Here is a 17,720-nt window from a genome sequence, read left to right as displayed (position 1 = left end):
ATTTCGCAATTGATTAATTCCCAATATAAATCCATTATAAACACTTAAATAAAGAAAGAAATCACGGAATTCTCAAATGATCCTAAATTATCAACTCCAACACCACGAAACGTCAGTACTATCTCCAATGATTTTTATTCATGGTTTATTCGGTAGTTTAAGTAATTTAGGAATACTAGCTCGATATTTTTCTGAGCAAAGAACCGTGCTTCAAATTGATGTACGCAATCATGGTCTTTCTGGTCATAGTTCAGACTTAAATTATCAGTTCATGGCGGAAGATGTCCTAGAAACTTTATCAAGTTTAAATATTCAAAAGTTCATAGTAATAGGGCATTCTATGGGCGGAAAAATTGCTATGAAATTGGCTGATTTAGCCCGAGTACAAACTGAAAAGTTGGTCGTTCTTGATATTACACCAATCCAATATCATGAGAGTCATCATACTGAGATTTTTAAAGCCTTATTTGCTGTGCAGCAAGCAAATGTTGCTTCACGACTTGAGGCAGCAAAAATTATGCGTGAATACATTCATGAAGAAATGGTAATTCAGTTTTTATTAAAATCCTTTAATAAAGGGCAATGGCTCTTTAATGTTCAAGCTTTATTTGATCATTATCCAGATATTATGGCTTGGGAAAAGGTCGAAAAAGTTAATCAGCCAGCTTTATTTCTTCGTGGCGGTAATTCTTTTTATATCTCAAAACCTGAACATTTTGCGGCAATCAATGAACAATTTTCTCAGGCGAAAATTGAATGCATTGAAAATACAGGACATTGGCTGCATGGTGAAAAGCCAGATGAAGTCATTAAACATATGCAGACTTTTCTAAATTAATTTACGATTTCGCACTCAAGGCTGAAATGTTTGAGTCTGTAATTGTCCTTCATGAATGAGTTGATGCGCCATTTCAGCTGTTTTCTTTAAACCGAGAATGCTCAGACAACCATGTTGGGAAGTTATGCCTTACCCGGTTTTTATAGCTATCAAGCCTGGAACGAATATGTACAACCTGCCATAGAAACCGCGGCGCAAAGCCCAACTGAAAGTAAAGATTGGGTACTTAATACATCACAGTCTGATGATTTGAGTTTTAGTGGCAGTCCTGAACAAATTCGACGCCAGCTGACTGAAATGTATAAAAAAGAATATATCAGCGAATGGCGTAAATTCTTGGGTGCCATTTATTATGCCAAGGCCGGTGACTTTAATCAGCAAACATATCAGATAGATATTCTTAGCGAACCAGAAAACTCACCGATTCGTAAAGTCATACAACGGGTAGCGCAAGAAACCAGCTGGGATAATCCAATGGTACAAGCTGAGTTGGCGGTTCCACAAAAAGGTTTTATTGCCTGGTTTAAACGCAAGATATTGCAACGTCATGATGGCAAGTTGGCACAGAATTCTGCATCGACTTTCTCTCAGGGGATGATTGCCAAAGACTTTCAGATCTTCTACCAGATTGTACGTACACGAGATGATTTGCAGAACCGGTCGCTGCTGGATGAGTATATGCAATCTCTGGCCAAGATACGGAGTCGCTTTAATGATCTAAAAAGTTCTGGAGATATTGGTCCGGCGAGCATGATGCTCCTTAAGCAGACCGTTGATGAGCAGAATTCTATCTTTAATATCACTCAAAAGTTTGTGGATGAGAAAATGTCGGTAGGAACCCATGAGCTGGATCAACAGCTGATTAAGAAGTTGTTTAGTGTTCCTCTCACACGTTCCTTTGAAAGTCTGATGCTTCCGGCACAAGCTGAAATGAACGAACTCTGGCTAATACAGGCCTATCAACCATTTAATGCAAATTTATCGCAAAAATATCCGTTTAGCAGTCAAGGTAGCTTACAGGCAACCTCTCAAGAAATTAATCAGATTTTTGGTGAAAATGGCAGTATTTCCCGTTTTGTCAAAGAGCATCTTGATCCCTTAGTGATCCGTCGTGGCTATAGCTTAAGCTCGAAAACCTGGCAAGATTTAGGGCTTAATCTAAATCCTGTGTTTGTTGCAAACTTTCAAAATTATGTCGCGCCTGTGAATGGTATGGCAACTGGTGAGTTAAATAATACCAGTCGTCAGGCAGTGAGACCCAATCAATCTAATTTCCAGTTTTACCCACTGGAACAGGCTCATTTATTGGCTTATACCATTGATATTGATGGACAAAGAATGCTATTTGAAAACGGAATTCAACAATGGGTGAATTTTATCTGGCCAAATTCCGGCGCAATTCCAGGCGCACGGATCACGGTGATTGATTTGGAAGGGAAGACCCATACCATTTTTGATGAGCCTGGGGAATATGGAATCAATCGTTTGATTGATAGTGCTCAGCGTACACAAAAAGGCAATATTTTTGAAATGGTCTGGCGCAGTAAAGAGAATCCTGAACTATTTGTGAAGACCAATTTTCGGTTGGTGAGTGGGAATAATACAAGTTCTATCGGAAGTAATCCAAGTTATAGTAATTTGCAGTTGGTGGATCAGGTGGTTTCGAATAAAGCAGTAAGAGTGGTCGCAGCTCAGAATAAGACGATATCAGGAAAAACTGTTCAGACAACTACCACGGCTGCTGCAAACATAGGAACTTCAGCGCCATGACATTGATCAATCAATTATATTGTAAATGGATCACGTGGGTGAATTGATATGAATTAAAAACAACTAATTTTAATGTAGAAAATAATTCAAGGTTGGCGGCACTAGAATAGTCTTTAACTGAAAATCAGATGAGCCTGACTCAAGGCATTAAATTAATTAAATAAACATTTATAGAAGCATAAAATGAAAATAAAAAATAAATACTTAAAGTTAAATAAAATCATTATTTTATCCTGTTTTTTAATTGGTTTTAATGTGCATGCACAACCTGTAATTGCTGAAGGTAATGTACCGAATAACAATAGTAAGCAAGCTATTTTGGCGAAATTGCATTCAAATTATGGTCAGGAAAATGTGATAGATCGCATTCAGATTCGTCAAGTAGTGGCATCAACGGATTGGTCGAATATAGTCAGTGATGTGATTAATAAAGACCTTAAAAAAGTTAAACAGGGAACGTTAACGGTTAAAGGTTCTGATATTAAGCTAACGGGTAAAGTATCAAATTTTTATGAAATTCAGGATACTACAGAAAAATTTAAGGGTTTAATACCTGAAAATTATCGTTTAAATGCACAGCTTTCAGTCAATCAGGCCGAACAGCGGATTATTGATGCTGCATTAAAGAACCGGATTATTGAATTTGAATCTGGCAGTGCAGTATTAGCAACCTCAGGTATACAAATTCTGGATGAAATGGTCAGTGCCTTAAATAAGGTTAGCGGCAAAAAAATACGGATTATTGGACATACGGATAGTTCAGGCGATATTAATAAAAATCTCATGTTGAGTCAGCAACGTGCAGAAGCAGTGAAATCTTATTTAATCGCAAAAAATGTTCCAACACATTTACTGAGTACTAAAGGCTCAGGTTCAAGTAAACCTGTAGCGGATAATGCAACAGCTGATGGTCGCAAGAGAAATCGTCGGATTGAATTTGAAGTGCTTTAACGTTTAAGTTGCTTGAGCAGCAGCTATAAGTATATGGTGAATGCAGTTATATGAACATATTAGGTTGTGTTATTCACCAATTAAAATGTCTATGCGATAAACCATTTAAAATGTCCTGTTTTTAACCACAAGAGTCAAGCACAGGATTTAACTTTCTTTGTTCAATAACAGCTTTCTGAGCTTTACAACTCGGCATACTTTTCTTGAGACGGGAACGTTTATTCTGTTTTTCCAACTCTTCATGCTGTTGCTGAATATGTGCCAGAACTGTACCTAACCGTTTATTCTCAACGATCTCATTCTGCTGTAGCCCAGCTAATTTATTGAAAATGCTGTAGTTGAGCTTTCGTCCCTCGTGCATGAGGGCCACAGTCCCATCCGGGTACTCCAGAAATGAAATATATTGCCCAACAAGCTTATGATTCAGCTCTGTCGGTTCAAGCAGATAAATACATTTGTCATAGGTCAGGGTCAGATTCTTGGTGACCTTACGCAGTTCCTGCCAGGTAAAAATATCATCCAGTTCAAGATGAGATTCGGTTAATGGCCGATGTAAATTCTTTGAGTCTCGCGCACACTTGGCAAACTTCTGATTGAAATGCTCAATAAAGCAGGGCAGCCAGGCATTTGCCTCGGCAATTGAACAGATACCTTCTAGGCGCATTTCCTTGATCAGGCGATCCTGGAGTGTTCTATTGGCACGTTCCACACGGCCTTTGGCCTGGGGTGAGTTGGCGAAGATAATATCAATATTTAACTCATTCAGAATCCGCCCAAATTGCGTGATCTGGCTATCTTGGCTCGATTTCTGATTCACTCGGAATACCGAGTGTTTATCGCTATAAAACGCTAAAGGCTTGCCGTATTGCTCAATGTAGGCTCGGGTTGAAAGCATATAATCAAAGGTCGTTTCAGCCTCACAAAAGCGCAGATGCAACAGCTTTCCAGTGGCGTCATCGATATAAACTAGCAAGCAGCATTTGGAAGCTCGACCTTCAAACCAGTCATGATATGAGCCATCGATCTGGATCAGCTCACCGAAGCAATCACGGTTGTATCGAGGCTGATATGGACGTTTCAGGCGCTTGGATCGAGGAATCCAGAGGTCATTTGCAGTCATCCAGCGACGAACCGTTTCTACCGGGATATGCAGGCCAAACATGCTGCTGAGCTTCTCATGAGCCAATGTAGGACCAAAGCCAAGTAAATGTTCAGAAATAATGGAAAGACATTCTGATTTTAACAGGACGTCATGGCGACGATGACCCGGTTGACCACGACTGGCATGTGCCATACCTGAGACACCATCTTGATTGAGCTTCTGCAATAACCGGGTAATTTGACGGGTGGAAAGATTCAGGATTTCAGCAGCACGGACCTGGGTAATACGATGATCTCTAACGTCTTGCAGAACTGCAAGACGTTGAATTTCTTTATCGGACATAGTGATCAGCATCTATATTTTATATCCAGTCCATGGTGATAAAAACCATCATAAACCAGACATTTTTATTGGTGAGAATATAGACACTTTAAATGGGTTCTAACAATAGTATTTCGTATAATGTATATTATGTTAAATTGAGTACATGATACTTTAAGTTCATATCCTCCTTGTCCATAAAAGTTAATTTTGAAATTTTTACCAAAGCTATCTTCTATCAGCATATCTATAAATAGTATCCAGATCTTTTTCAATCGAACCAGAAACGATATTAGGTAAAACCTGATTCACCTTCACAAAGATTTTTTCAGGATAGCCGACCTGATACGACTGACAGTCTTTCTGTAAAAAACGATAAAACTCTTGTGCGACAAAATCAGGATCATCCATTTTAGTTCCCAGTGCCTGATTCATCTCTGTAACATTTGCATCATTCATTTCCGTTATCGTTGCCCTTGGTGAAAAATAACGAAATTGAATCGAGGTATTACTATACTCACGTGCCAAGGCTTCGGTAGCACCACGCAAGGCGAATTTACTGGCACAATAACTGACATAACCCGGATAGCCAATGCTGCCAAAGGTAGAGCCAATATGAATGATCTGGCTTGGCTGAGTTTTTGACATCAATGGAATCATGCCTTGTACCAGTTGCAAGGGATAGACCACATTAATCAGCATCATCTGTTCCATCACTTCCTGTGACTGCTGTGAGAACAGACTGAAATCATTGATGCCAGCATTATTGATGTAATAGTGGATTGGGGTATTCAATGTGGCCAGTGCATGAATCAGCTCATCACGGCTCTTCTGCTCAGCCAGGTCACAGCAGATCCCTTGCAGTTGTATATCCGGATAACGCTGTGCCAGTTTTTCACCTAATTTTCGCAAAGTCTGTTCATTACGTCCGACCAGAACCAGATTCAGGCCATTTTTCCCAAGAATATCGGCAATGGCCTGACCAATGCCACCGGTTGCACCTAGAAGAACTGCTGTTAAATTGGACATAGATCACTTCTCTTATGGTTGAATTTTTTAGATGTCTTTTTCTGCTTTGCTTAAAAGTCAGGATTCAGGCCCAGCCCCATACAGATATACAATTTACGCTGCTCAAGTGGCACCAAGATTTCACGTCGGCCATGCATAAAGCGTTTGTTGTCGATAATCACCAGATCACCATCCTGCCAGTCAATTTCTGAGGTCTGGGTTTCACAACGCTCTGCCAGTTCTGCGAGTAAGTCTGAACTGATCTCTGAACCATCAGCAAAATAAAAACGGGGTTTTTCATAATTGTAAGAAGGTCCCAGTAAGGTATTGGCAAAGGCTGGAACACCCTTAAGATTGTCATGGCGGATCATCGGCATATTTAAATGGTAGTGCACTCTCCCATCATGTGCGGGACTGATCCGCTGGCCGGGTATCATCTGGATAAACTGCTGTAGCTCCTGCTGGCCGACTTGCTCTGCATCTTCAATATTCAAGGCAGTGGCCACATACTTCTGCCAGATCGGTTTGGGTAAATAACGGCTAATGGTCATCGGCTCGGTAAATTTCTGCTTGAGAGCATCCGACATATTTTTCCAGACTTCATGCCCATCACATAAGGTAGTCTGCGAACCACGCGAGGCACTTTTCTCACTGAAAAAGGCGATAATATCGGACGGTAAAGGCGTCGTACCATTTTCAATATGCAGTCCCATGGCCTGGGTGCCGGCATCAACTTTCTGAGACTGGCGAGTGACATTTTCGCGTGCAGGATCATAAGTCAGCCGCTGGCATAACCTATTCATGAGTTCACTAAACGAGGTCACGTCATAGTGTTCATGTCTTAACAAAACCCAACCCTGCTCTACCAATTGCGTTTTAATCTGTTTAGGTGTGGTGTTCAAAGCTCGCTGTGCAATATTCATGTGTTCTCTCTCATTCAACAGATCTATGGGTCTGTGAATTATGCAAAAATAAGTTGGGACTCGTCCGGCATCAGTTCAGCCTGAAACTTTTGCTGAATCTGCTGTCTGCGCAGTTTGCCGTTGTCGGTCAACATCTGGTTGTCTAAAGAAAATGGCTCTGGAGACCTACACCAGTGTTTAACCTGCGCATAGTCCGGCATCCGGCTATTGGCCCGCTGAAGTGCTGCTGCCAGTTGCTGGTCTTGCGTATCATCCGGGGCATAAATCACGGCCGAAAGATGTGGCTGGGCTTCGCCAAAAATGGCAATCTGCTGGATTTCCGGCTCGGTCAGACTGTTGGATTCGACCCATTCCGGAGAAATATTACGTCCAAAACTGCTGATAATTATCTGCTTGATGCGTCCGGTAATGTACAAATAGCCATCCTCATCAAAATATCCGGCATCACCCGTATGAATATACGGTGTCGCAGTCATGTCATTGACATAACCCAGCATGGCATTACCCTTCACTACTAATTCGCTGTTGGCTGCAATCTCAACTTCGACATGCGGTAAAATCCGGCCCACACTGCCAATGCGGCGTGCACCCGGCAGATTCAGACTGACCACCGAGGCACACTCGGACAGGCCATAACCCTCATAAACCGGAAGGTTAAGTTGCTTACACTGTTTGAGTAAATCAGCAGAGACTTTCCCTCCACCGACCGCAATAAATTTCAGCGTCTTGAAACCTGCAGCCCCGTGTTCAGCGCTATATTCCACAATCGCTTTCAGCATCTGCGGTAATAAAATCACACTTTCGATTTGATAGCTCTGCAGTGCATTTACAAACCGTTGTGTATCAAAAGTATGATTAGATGTCAGGCCAAACTGGCTCACCTCACCGACTACTACAGCGCGCCCCATGCTCAGTGCGACATAAATGCCGGCAATATTTTCCAGCAAGGTGGCAAATGGAATCAGGCACAAATGCCGTCCAAGCTGACTGCTGGCCAATGCATGACTGAGTGAATGCGTAATTGATTCTATGGTGTCTTCAGCCAGACACACGCCTTTCGGTGTCCCCGTACTGCCAGAGGTATAGGTGATTTTTGCCGGCTGCTGGGTTTGTAAAGAAGATGAATACTGTACTGCCTGTTCTAGCTGAAAAAAGCGTGCATGTAGCTGGCCAGCAATAAAAATCTCATCTCTACTCATGTCTTGAGCCAGATTTAACAGCCATTCTGGTGCAGAGAAAGATTCATCCAGAATACAGAGCAGCTCTGTTTGGCTGTCGGAAAGCAGATGCCGTACTTGGGCTACAGTAAAAAATAGAGGAACAGGTATTACAGTCATGCCGGCTTTTTGTGCGGCAAGATCGACCACAATCCAGTCGATGCTGCTCACGCCCCATAAGGCCAGATGGCGCAGATTAAGCTGCTTGAAACCGGCACTCAATAATTCTACCCGCTGCTGTAGCTCCGCATAGCTGAGGGTTGCCTGTGTGGTGACTACCGCTTCTAGCTGCGGATATTGTCGTGCTTGCAGGCTGATACGTTCAAATAAAGCAGTCATCATTTAAATTCTGTGCCTCGCTGATCAAGCAAAATGCTTTAATGACTAAATTGATAAAATTGACGAGCGACTTGTAGGGCCTCTGCCACATCAATCGCCAGCACATAAGGTTTCTGCTGGTAATAACTGCCCCACAGGCGTTGTGCCTCTCCAAGGACTTGCGGGTCAGCCTTTTCAAGCACATGAAAATGTAATCCCATTTGTTGCAGCACATAACGCACAGCGGCTGTCCCGGTACATACTGCCCATTCGATGTGTTGCTGCGAGAGATGAAAAACCAGAAAGGCCACCATCAGTTTGGCTTTGTCCATATCTAGTGCTGCAAGATTGCCAATTTCTACCACTTTGTCTCGACTGACCTGGGTTTGGCTCAGTTTACTTAATGTGTTTTCAACGGGTTCATCGAGATACTGTTCCAGAAAGGCATTAAATTGATTTAAATGCTGCATACCAATCACCACCTGCATCTCGGCGCCTTGATAACCTGCAAACAGGGTCGAAGAGAAGCTCGATACAGTGGCCTGATGGACTTGCTGATATTTTTCCTGAATAAAATGTTCCAGGCTACGGCGTTCAGGTGTCTCGCTTTGTTCTACAGTTTTGACCGTCAAATGTAGCGATTGATCCTGTGCTGAAATTACCGGATACGCCGGAGGTACTTGTAGTAAAAATTTATTGTGATTGATTTGTTTTTTATATTCAGGCTGCTTGAAATATGTATTTAGAAAGTGAATCTGACTAGATAAATAAGGATCAAAACTGAACTTGATCATTTGGCTCACACCACGAAATTAACTTGCTACTCAAGATAGAAGCCCAAACTTAAAAAATTCTTAATTTTGTGCAAAAGAATGTAAAAGCTGTGTGTATAAAAAATCCAGAGAACGGCCGGTTTTTTTAAGAGCATTTTAAGATTGAAAATTTAAGTTAATCCTATCTCTTGTTAACTGAAACTGTTCTATGTCTTCCTACCGCTCACCTTATAAAGGCACCTCAGGAACGCAGCGTATTTTTAATGCGACCCGTTATTCCCTGGCTGGTTTTAAAACCGCCTTTCAAAATGAGGCCGCCTTCCGGCAAATTCTGCTGATCAACCTTATTTTGATTCCTCTAAGCTTTTGGATGCCGGTTAGCCGGGTTGAGCAAGCACTGATGGTCGCCGTGTGCCTATTGGCGTTGATCATTGAACTGATTAACTCAGCGATAGAGGCAGTGGTAGACCGGATTTCCATGGAACGGCATGAACTGTCTAAAAATGCCAAGGATATGGGCAGTGCGGCTCAGTTTGTAGCACTCAGTTTAATTGCTCTGACTTGGGGCATCATTTTGGCTGGTCATTTGATTTGACCTCTGCTCTTGCTACTGCCTGAAATGGACAACTTAAAAATGATCACTGACCGTTCCCGATTTTTACTGGCCCAAACTTTACTTTTGATCTTCAGTTTTTTGATTCTTCTCAACTTCTTTGACATTGGAGGAGTGCTGGACTTACAGCTCATCTATCCCTTTATCGATGATCAGGGTCAATTTCCCCTTCGACAACAATGGGCACTGGCAGAACTCAATCATCGCTATGTTAAAGACCTGCTGATTCTGGTGTATATCACATTATTACTGGCCTGGTTGGCATCACTAAAATGGCAGAACTGGCATACGCGGCGCTGGGAATTTGGCTATTTCTTTAGCATGGTGGTGCTGACCACGGCCTCGATCGGAATTTTAAAATCTCAGTCGGCCCATGCCTGTCCCTGGGATATGACCATACCTACCCATAACGGGATTTTGTGGGATTTTAGTGCCACTGCGGGCCACTGTTTTCCTGGGGGGCATGCATCTAGTGGTTTTGCGTTGATGGCTGGTTATTTTGTTTATCGCATTTCTAACCGCAAGCGTGCTTATTTTCTTCTGATCGCTGCAGTAATTTTAGGGTTGACCATGGGCTGGGCACAAATGATGCGCGGAGCACATTTCCTGAGTCATAATTTATGGACTGGCTGGATTATCTGGTGCATGAATGTCATTGGCTATACGCTGTTTAGCCATAAACTACCCATAGAAAAGACCACTCCTATACTCTCTAGTATCAGGCAACCTTAACTCCAAAAAAACCAGAAGCTTATTCGCTTAGGCTTCGATTAAAGGAAGCTTGACCTGTACACAAAGGCCACTCAGATTGGTACTTCGCGAAAATTCCAGTGTTCCACCCAAGCGCTCGGTGGCTTTATCTACAATGGATAAACCCAAACCGCTGCCAATTTCTGCATGGTTATGAATCCGATAGAAGCGTTGCCGGATCTGAGTGAATTGAGCAGGATCTATCCCTGCCCCACTGTCTTCAATTTGTAAAACCGCCTGCTGGCCTTGCTGGAAAATTGATACATTGATCACGCCATCCTTCGGACTATATTTAATCGCATTATCAATCAGGTTATAAATGATTGAGTGCAAGGCCGAGGCTTGGCCCTGAATCAACAGTTCCTGCTGCTGCTCTACCCCTAAATCAATCTCTTTTTGTAGCGCTAGTTGAATCAGTTCTTCGATACAGGTGACTGTCATCTGATTCAGTGATAACAATTGAACAGGCTCACTCAAACCTTCGGTCACATCCTGTTTGGCCAGACTTAATAACTGGTTGACCAGATGCTGCATACGCAAAATGCCTTGGCTCAAATTATGGATAGACTCGCTCTGCGGAAACTGCTGTAGCAAAATTTGTACCTGTAAATTCAAAGCCGTCAGTGGCGTGCGTAATTCATGGGCAGAATCTGCTACAAATTGACGTTGTTCCTGTTGGGCCAGAGAAATGCGACCAAACAAATAATTCATTTCCTGAATGGTCGGTTCCAGCTCTAAGGGATAATCTTTCATTGCAATTGGCTTTAAGTCTTGTGCCTTGCGGCTGGCCAATTCAGTTTTAAAATCATTAAGGGGCTGAAAATTTTTCCGGATCATCCAGCCTAAACCGAATAATGCAAAAGGTAAAAAAAGCACATAAGGAAGAAACATATTGGCTGCCAGCTCCAGAGCCAGTTCCTGCCGGACATTTTGCTGCTGGCTCACCTGAATCTGTAATTGCTTACCAGGAATAATATAAGTTAACCAGGTTCCATACGGCGTTTGATGCTTGTAGAAACCTGCTTTCTTGACCGGCGCCACCAGAACATCCTGCGGATGCAAAGAAGTGGCTGTATCTGTATAGGACCAGATATCTACAAATAAATCTTCTTCACTGTATTGTTTGGCTAGATCAATTTGGCTTTGTAAAGGTTGTGGATGATTTTCTGCAATGCGCTCTGCCAGACTTTGCATCTGTTTATCCAGTACTTCATTAATTTCTTCGAGCGCAATTCGGTATGCTGCAAAGATCAGCACACAGCCCAATACCACGCTAAACAGTGAAATATAAATAACCAGACGTTTTTGCAAGGAATAACGTTTCTGCATGGCGCTCATCCTAAACGATATCCTAGCCCACGTATGGTACGGATGAAGTCTTTTCCTAATTTTGCCCGCAGATGATGGATATAGACTTCCACCGTATTACTGCTGACATCACTGTCAAAGTCATAAAGCTTGTCTTCTAAATCATTTTTAGAAAAAATTTTATTCGGATGATTTAACATGGCCATTAAGATGGACCATTCCCGGTTGGATAATTCTATAGCCTGTCCATTAAACAGAGCGATATGCTGCTCTAGATCTAGTTCCAAACTGCCGTGTGATAATTTCTTATTCGTATCTATCCCGGTATTTTTTAAACCACTACGGCGTATTAAGGCATGAATACGGGCCAGCAACTCGTCAAATTCATAAGGCTTGATTAAATAGTCATCTGCTCCCTGATTCAGCCCATCTACCCGGTTTTGTAACTGATCCCGGGCGGAGATAATCAGCACCGGTAAATTCGGAAACTTCTGCCGGATATTTTTTAGCACCAGAATGCCATCCATCATCGGCAAGCCTAAATCGAGCAGGACAATATCGTAGACCTGCTGCTGTAACTGTTTTAAACCCTCAATCCCATTATTGACCCAATGCACATCAAACTGATGCAGCTTGAGCAATGTTTCAGTCGACTCGGCAATCATAAAGTCGTCTTCAATAATTAGTATTTTATGCATTTCAAGCTCTGTTCTTTAATGATGGTGAGCATTGTGCAAGCATATCATTTGTAGCTTCAGTCACTTGCGTTTTTATATCCAGCAAGCTTAATAAACTAGGGAAAAGATGATCCTGACTACGGGCCTGTCCGGTCTGTGTTTTTAAACAGCTTAGCTGCCGGGCATTGTACTGTTGCCAGATATCGGAAAACCACATCAGCATCGGGACATGGGTTTGCTGGGTCGGTGCCATACTATAAGGTGCACCATGCACGTATAAACCATGCTCTCCGGTAGATTCTCCATGATCAGACAGGTACCAGAAACCGGTCTGATACTGTGTTTGCTGCTTTAAAGTTTCAATGATTTGAGCAAGGACATGGTCTGTATATACAATCGAATTATCATAACTATTCTTTAATTCTTCAGCACTACAGCCCTGAATGGCATTGCTATTACAGGTTGGTTGAAATGGCTGATACGGCGTTTTGGAACGCTTGAAATATGCTGGCCCATGACTGCCCATCTGATGCAGCACAATTAACTGCGGTTTCTGGTTATTTTTATCCAGATGCGCCAGATAATCTTTCAGACTATCCACCAAGATTTCATCAAAACATTCACCAGAAGCATCACACCACTTCTGTTTCAGTTGTGCCGGAATCTGATACTTTTGTACCCGGTCACAGGCACCTTTACAGCCTGAGTTATTATCAATCCAGGTCACCTGATATCCGGCGCGCTGAGCAATATCCAGCAAACCTTCACGGTGGCTGGCTAGCTGTTCATCATAGGTTTCACGTGACATGCCCGAAAACATACAAGGCACTGAAACGGCAGTTGCAGTTCCACAAGAGCTCACCTGATTGAAATTAATCACCGCTAACTTGCTCAGTTCAGGATTGGTATTGCGCGCATAGCCATTTAAAGCAAAACTCTCGGCACGTGCAGTTTCTCCAACAACTAGCACCATCAATTTGGGATGATCCTGCATTTGGGCCTGCTGTAACAGATGTGCATCTTCGCCAAAAGCCACCAAAGGTAAATTCGCTTTAGGTGCTTTCTTTTTATAATAGGACAAGGTGGACGCGATGCTATTTTGTGGAGAAAGCATACCCTTCAGATCGCGGTGCTCACGGAAGATGGCGGCATAATCGACATAGAAACAGAACAATAAACCTAGAATCAGTCCGAGTGAGACTACACTGCTCAGGCTTTTATGCACCAGCTGATGCCCAAGCGATGCAGGCTGAATTTTAAGCATCCAGATGATAAAAAGTGGAAAAACTACAAATACTAGTGTCCAGATGACCAGTCGCATTGACCAGAGATCTCGAACTTCGCGGGCATCGGTTTGCAGCATATTCTGAATCTGGTCTGGCGTAATAACGACCCCCAGACTATTGACAAAATAAGCACTAAAACCACCCAAAATGATCAGGGCGCTGGCCAGTATTTTGGCGTTCCATTTCCAGTTCAGCCACTGTAATACCAGATTGTAAAACGCAATAATGATCAGCGCCGTAGCGACCAGTAATACGCCTGCTTTCAGATTGGTATAAGGTGTAAATTCATGGATTTTCTGATAGAAAGCAAAGTTTAGGATCAGTCCTAGCCAAATAGCCAGTAACATATTGAAGCCTGAAAGACTGATCGACTTTTTAGGTCGCTGACTAAAAGAAGACGAATGGGAAAACAGCTTCAGCATGATCCATGGCTCAAAGACTTTAAGATGCTTTAGCCTAGAATCTGAATCTTAAAAATGACTTAAAATGACTTAAAATGACTTAAAATGACTTAAAATGATTGGATCATTTCATAATATATGCAAACCAGCCCTTCTTTATTTCAAACTCAGAAGAATAAAGATAAGTCCTAACATATGTAGAATCTGGCTAGGTGCAAAATACAGAAAAAATTTCCATCCCCCGGTCACAAAAGAATTGATACTTTTAGACACCGCATGTGCCGCAAGTCCAATCATGACAGCATAAATTAAAGTCAGGTTATGAGGATTTCCCTGTATCACTACACCTGCTACAGCAGCATGCACTTCAAATAAAGAGGCTAAAAAAGTACCTAAGATTAAGCCGCTATCTCCCAGTAAAAGATTCGCGCCGTAAATCCCAGCCTGGATTAAGGTCAAACTGACCGCAATAATCACCGCTTCTTTTATACTGAACATCCGGCTATCAATTTCTTGTATTTCATTAATGCTCATACTGTTATCCGCTTGGGGAGTTCGATAAATCAAGAATCCGGCAGCAATACATAAAATTCCGATGCCCACCAAACTCGGAATTAGCAGAAACTTGAACCATTCTACGCTCACTCCCAGAACAATCAGCAAGAGCTGTAATAAGGTGGCAATACAGGAGATTAATCCCGCACCTGCATTTAATTTAGCACTGGCCTGTCCGGATCGAACTTGCATGCCCAAACTGGCAATTGTAGCCGTACTGGAGACAAATCCCGAGGCTAAGGCAGATAAAATAAGGGCCTTATCATTGGACAGGATTCGTTTTGCCACATGTGCATGGACTGCACAATCAAGATTAAAATGAGTAGTTTAAGGATGATATAGGGATTCAGTACAGCGCCCCACAAGGGCTTATTGGGCATGACCGGCAACGCAATCAATATCAAAGCCAATAAAAGTAGCCCATCTCTTAACTCATAGCTTTGGATCGTTTTTCCGGCAAATTGATGCAATGTCTGTTTGCCCATCAGGATGATCGTGAGTAGAACCGCCATCCCTGCAGCAAGTGGAATATTCCACACACAAATAGCGCCAATGATATAAGTCATCAAAAAAGCAAGTTCAGTGGTAGAGCCGATATCGACAGCGCGAACATAGGCTTAAAAAGATTATTTTTAGGAGATTTAAGCTTAGAAATATCTCACATCTCAATATTTGCGTGGTTGAACATAAAAAAACCTGGAAAGATGCTTATTTTGTTTTCAATCGCCGGTCAGTGTTCTGATTTACGCAATCCTATGTCCTATTAATTGAAATTTCATAGAACACCTTGCTGTTTTATAGTCCAGCTAAAGGTCACGACACAGAACCCATTATGAATACAAATATCGCCACGTTTAGTCCCGACTTACCCGTCCATATGACATTCGAGGAACATGACTGGCATCTTTTGGCTCAGTACTGGTATCCGATTGCACTTGCGCGTGATATTACAGATCAGCCAACAAGTAGTATGCTGCTTGATATGCCGCTGGTGATTTATAAAATGAACGATGAACTGGTGGTGGCGAAAGATGCATGTCCGCATCGCGGTGTACCTTTAAGCTTGGGAAAAAATGACCGCCAAGGCGTGGTGTGTCGTTATCACGGTTTACGCTTTGGCAGTGAAGGTAAATGTAACCGTATTCCTGCACATCCTCAGCATAAAATATCGGAGCGTTTCCATCTGAAAACTTATGCTGCGGTAGAAAAATATGATCTGATCTGGTGTTCGTTAAGCGCTGAAAAGGATGCAGAACCTCATATTCCTCATATTCCTCATATGCCTTTTTGGGATGATGCTGAGTATCAGCAACTGGTCTGCCCTCAGATAGACATTCAATGTTTTGCAGGAAGACAGCTCGAAGGTTTTATTGATGTGGCACATTTTGCCTGGGTGCATCCCGATACTTTTGGTGATCCGGAGGATGTAGAAGTTCCTGATTACAGTACGACAGAAACGGAGGTTGGTTTTAACGCAGATTACATCAGCAGTGTAGGACGTTATCCGATTGGAACCGAGCAGCGTGGCCAGGAAGATTTTAAATGGTTACGTCATTTCGAAGTGAGCCTACCCTTTACTGCAACACTTACGATTCATTTTCCGAATAATGCCAAGCAGGTCATCATGAATGCTGCTTCACCGATGACTGCGCGTTCAACACGACTTTTTGCGCCTATTTGCCGCAATTATGATAAAGATTTACCGGTTGAAGATGCCTACGCATTTAATCTAAAAATTTTCGAGGAAGATCGTTTAATTGTAGAAAATCAGAAACCTGAATATTTACCTTTGGACTTATCTTTAGAAGCGCATTTTCCGGCAGATCGAAGCTCGAGTATGTACCGAAAATTACTACGCAAACGGGGATTTAGTCCTTTATTTGCTGCTTAAAATTTTATTCAAAAGAAAGATTCATAATAAATAACCAGGGTTAGAGCTCCTCTGATATTTAAAAATTAATTGGGTTATATATTGATTTCTATGAGGATACATCTTGTTATATAGCCTCATAAGCCTTGTATTCTGGTGAAGATAAGGACTTTTAGAACGATAAAAAAATTTAAGAAGATAAAATTAGTTTTTTATTAAAATAGGTATATAATAAATAAAATCACTTTATTTTACTATTTTAATAAAATTATGGACCAATATTGCACACTGCAGATTTATCAGGAAGATGAATGGCTGGATTGCGCTATTGTTGAGATTGTCGGTCAACAACAAACTGGATGGCAAGCAGCCACGCGCACATCATATCTATTTGAATATGCTATTTCTTATATGAACCTAAGCGATGGGCATGCGCTAGCCTATCATTTACCAGTAAATGTGCAAAATACCTTGCAATCTACCTGGCCAGCCTTCCTGATGGATTTGTTACCTCAAGGTTATGGCCGTAAAGAATTACTCCGTCAGCTTAATTTTTCTGAAAACACTCAGGAACAAGCAGACTGGGCGCTTCTAAAAGCGGGTGCAGGTAATCCGATTGGTAATTTACGGATTAAAGAGGCTTATGAATGGCTACAGGGGCAGTTTCCTGTTCAGCAGAATCATGGCTTTAGCCTAGACCAAGTCGTAGAACGTCAAGAAAACTTTATTGAATCCTTAGCCTCTTATGGACTTTTTATTGCCGGCTCTTCTGGTATTCAGGGCGAGTGGCCAAAATTACTGCTGACTCAAGGTCATGATGACCTGTTCTATCTGGATCACACGCTGACAGATCATCAGGTCAAACAGCATTGGCTGGTGGGTGGTGTTTCAAAAAGTATGCTGAAACAAAGTAGGTTGAATTTTGATAAAATAGAGAAATGCGAATAACTCTAGAAATCAAATGTCCAACCTGCCTCAGTGACAGTATAAAGAAAAATGGCATCAAAGTAGATGGGAAACAAAACTATCAGTGCAAAGA

At 42.0% G+C, this 17,720-nt stretch carries 18 protein-coding genes; 8 read left to right on the top strand and 10 right to left on the bottom strand.

The annotated features are described in order from the left end of the window. The first annotated feature begins 76 nt into the window (after window positions 1-76). The 3 genes from AC1P5O_RS09285 (at window position 77) to AC1P5O_RS09275 (ending at window position 3,559) form a co-directional block, all read left to right on the top strand. Window positions 77-838: an alpha/beta fold hydrolase gene (locus tag AC1P5O_RS09285; RefSeq protein ID WP_004280222.1), complete on the top strand. Its 762-nt coding sequence runs from the start codon at window positions 77-79 to the stop codon at window positions 836-838. Between the two features lie 111 nt (window positions 839-949). Beyond that, on the top strand, window positions 950-2,608 hold the full coding sequence (locus AC1P5O_RS09280; protein WP_004280225.1) for an ImcF-related family protein: 1,659 nt from the start codon (window positions 950-952) through the stop codon (window positions 2,606-2,608). A 183-nt stretch (window positions 2,609-2,791) separates the two neighbouring features. Continuing rightward, complete coding sequence (locus AC1P5O_RS09275) at window positions 2,792-3,559, top strand: OmpA family protein (protein ID WP_004280226.1); 768 nt, start codon at window positions 2,792-2,794, stop codon at window positions 3,557-3,559. A 121-nt stretch (window positions 3,560-3,680) separates the two neighbouring features. Here the strand turns inward: AC1P5O_RS09275 and AC1P5O_RS09270 are convergent, their stop codons facing one another. The 5 genes from AC1P5O_RS09270 to AC1P5O_RS09250 form a co-directional block, all read right to left on the bottom strand. Then, complete coding sequence (locus tag AC1P5O_RS09270; protein WP_004646891.1) at window positions 3,681-5,015, bottom strand: ISNCY family transposase; 1,335 nt, start codon at window positions 5,013-5,015, stop codon at window positions 3,681-3,683. 195 nt (window positions 5,016-5,210) lie between these two features. Then, window positions 5,211-6,011: an SDR family oxidoreductase gene (locus AC1P5O_RS09265; protein ID WP_004280228.1), complete on the bottom strand. Its 801-nt coding sequence runs from the start codon at window positions 6,009-6,011 to the stop codon at window positions 5,211-5,213. A gap of 50 nt (window positions 6,012-6,061) precedes the next feature. After that, window positions 6,062-6,913, bottom strand: coding sequence for a TauD/TfdA family dioxygenase (locus AC1P5O_RS09260; RefSeq protein ID WP_039902201.1), 852 nt, complete (start codon window positions 6,911-6,913; stop codon window positions 6,062-6,064). A gap of 38 nt (window positions 6,914-6,951) precedes the next feature. After that, entirely contained in the window at window positions 6,952-8,472 is a 1,521-nt protein-coding gene (locus tag AC1P5O_RS09255) for an AMP-binding protein (protein ID WP_148334770.1), read from the bottom strand. Window positions 8,473-8,507: 35 nt separating this feature from the next. After that, the gene (locus AC1P5O_RS09250) at window positions 8,508-9,242 is read right to left on the bottom strand and encodes a thermostable hemolysin (protein ID WP_004280234.1); all 735 of its coding nucleotides are present in this window, start codon (window positions 9,240-9,242) and stop codon (window positions 8,508-8,510) included. A gap of 187 nt (window positions 9,243-9,429) precedes the next feature. On the opposite strand from AC1P5O_RS09250, the gene AC1P5O_RS09245 reads away from it, so the two are divergent. Both AC1P5O_RS09245 and AC1P5O_RS09240 read left to right on the top strand, forming a co-directional pair. Beyond that, window positions 9,430-9,816 carry a diacylglycerol kinase gene (locus AC1P5O_RS09245; protein WP_004280235.1) on the top strand — a complete coding sequence of 129 codons (387 nt, stop codon included), beginning with the start codon at window positions 9,430-9,432 and terminating at the stop codon, window positions 9,814-9,816. 24 nt (window positions 9,817-9,840) lie between these two features. Then, window positions 9,841-10,566 (top strand): phosphatase PAP2 family protein, encoded by a 726-nt coding sequence (locus AC1P5O_RS09240; protein ID WP_499005980.1) that lies wholly within the window; start codon window positions 9,841-9,843, stop codon window positions 10,564-10,566. Window positions 10,567-10,593: 27 nt separating this feature from the next. Here AC1P5O_RS09240 and AC1P5O_RS09235 read toward each other — a convergent pair whose 3' ends face one another. The 5 genes from AC1P5O_RS09235 to AC1P5O_RS09215 all read right to left on the bottom strand — a co-directional run bounded on the left by AC1P5O_RS09235 (window position 10,594) and on the right by AC1P5O_RS09215 (window position 15,377). Beyond that, window positions 10,594-11,913, bottom strand: a complete 1,320-nt coding sequence (locus tag AC1P5O_RS09235; RefSeq protein WP_039902254.1) for a sensor histidine kinase — start codon at window positions 11,911-11,913, stop codon at window positions 10,594-10,596. Window positions 11,914-11,918: 5 nt separating this feature from the next. Then, the gene (locus AC1P5O_RS09230) at window positions 11,919-12,590 is read right to left on the bottom strand and encodes a response regulator transcription factor (protein WP_004280240.1); all 672 of its coding nucleotides are present in this window, start codon (window positions 12,588-12,590) and stop codon (window positions 11,919-11,921) included. Between the two features lies 1 nt (window position 12,591). After that, the gene (locus AC1P5O_RS09225) at window positions 12,592-14,277 is read right to left on the bottom strand and encodes a phosphoethanolamine transferase (RefSeq protein ID WP_148334772.1); all 1,686 of its coding nucleotides are present in this window, start codon (window positions 14,275-14,277) and stop codon (window positions 12,592-12,594) included. 135 nt (window positions 14,278-14,412) lie between these two features. Then, a complete protein-coding gene (locus AC1P5O_RS09220) occupies window positions 14,413-15,099 on the bottom strand; it encodes an MgtC/SapB family protein (protein ID WP_499005979.1) in 687 nt (228 codons plus the stop codon). Next, window positions 15,048-15,377, bottom strand: a complete 330-nt coding sequence (locus AC1P5O_RS09215; protein WP_499005978.1) for a hypothetical protein — start codon at window positions 15,375-15,377, stop codon at window positions 15,048-15,050. Before AC1P5O_RS09215 ends, AC1P5O_RS09220 begins: the two co-directional genes overlap by 52 nt. Window positions 15,378-15,643: 266 nt before the next feature. On the opposite strand from AC1P5O_RS09215, the gene AC1P5O_RS09210 reads away from it, so the two are divergent. The 3 genes from AC1P5O_RS09210 to AC1P5O_RS09200 form a co-directional block, all read left to right on the top strand. Beyond that, window positions 15,644-16,702, top strand: a complete 1,059-nt coding sequence (locus AC1P5O_RS09210; protein ID WP_305158224.1) for a Rieske 2Fe-2S domain-containing protein — start codon at window positions 15,644-15,646, stop codon at window positions 16,700-16,702. A 249-nt stretch (window positions 16,703-16,951) separates the two neighbouring features. After that, entirely contained in the window at window positions 16,952-17,629 is a 678-nt protein-coding gene (locus AC1P5O_RS09205) for a HipA N-terminal domain-containing protein (RefSeq protein WP_499005977.1), read from the top strand. After that, the coding region (locus AC1P5O_RS09200; protein ID WP_435370133.1) for a transposase-like zinc-binding domain-containing protein at window positions 17,620-17,720 on the top strand (101 nt) is incomplete at its 3' end. The genes AC1P5O_RS09205 and AC1P5O_RS09200, both read left to right, overlap by 10 nt.

This window comes from Prolinoborus fasciculus (assembly GCF_056724605.1).
This window is presented reverse-complemented; position numbering and strand designations above follow the sequence as displayed.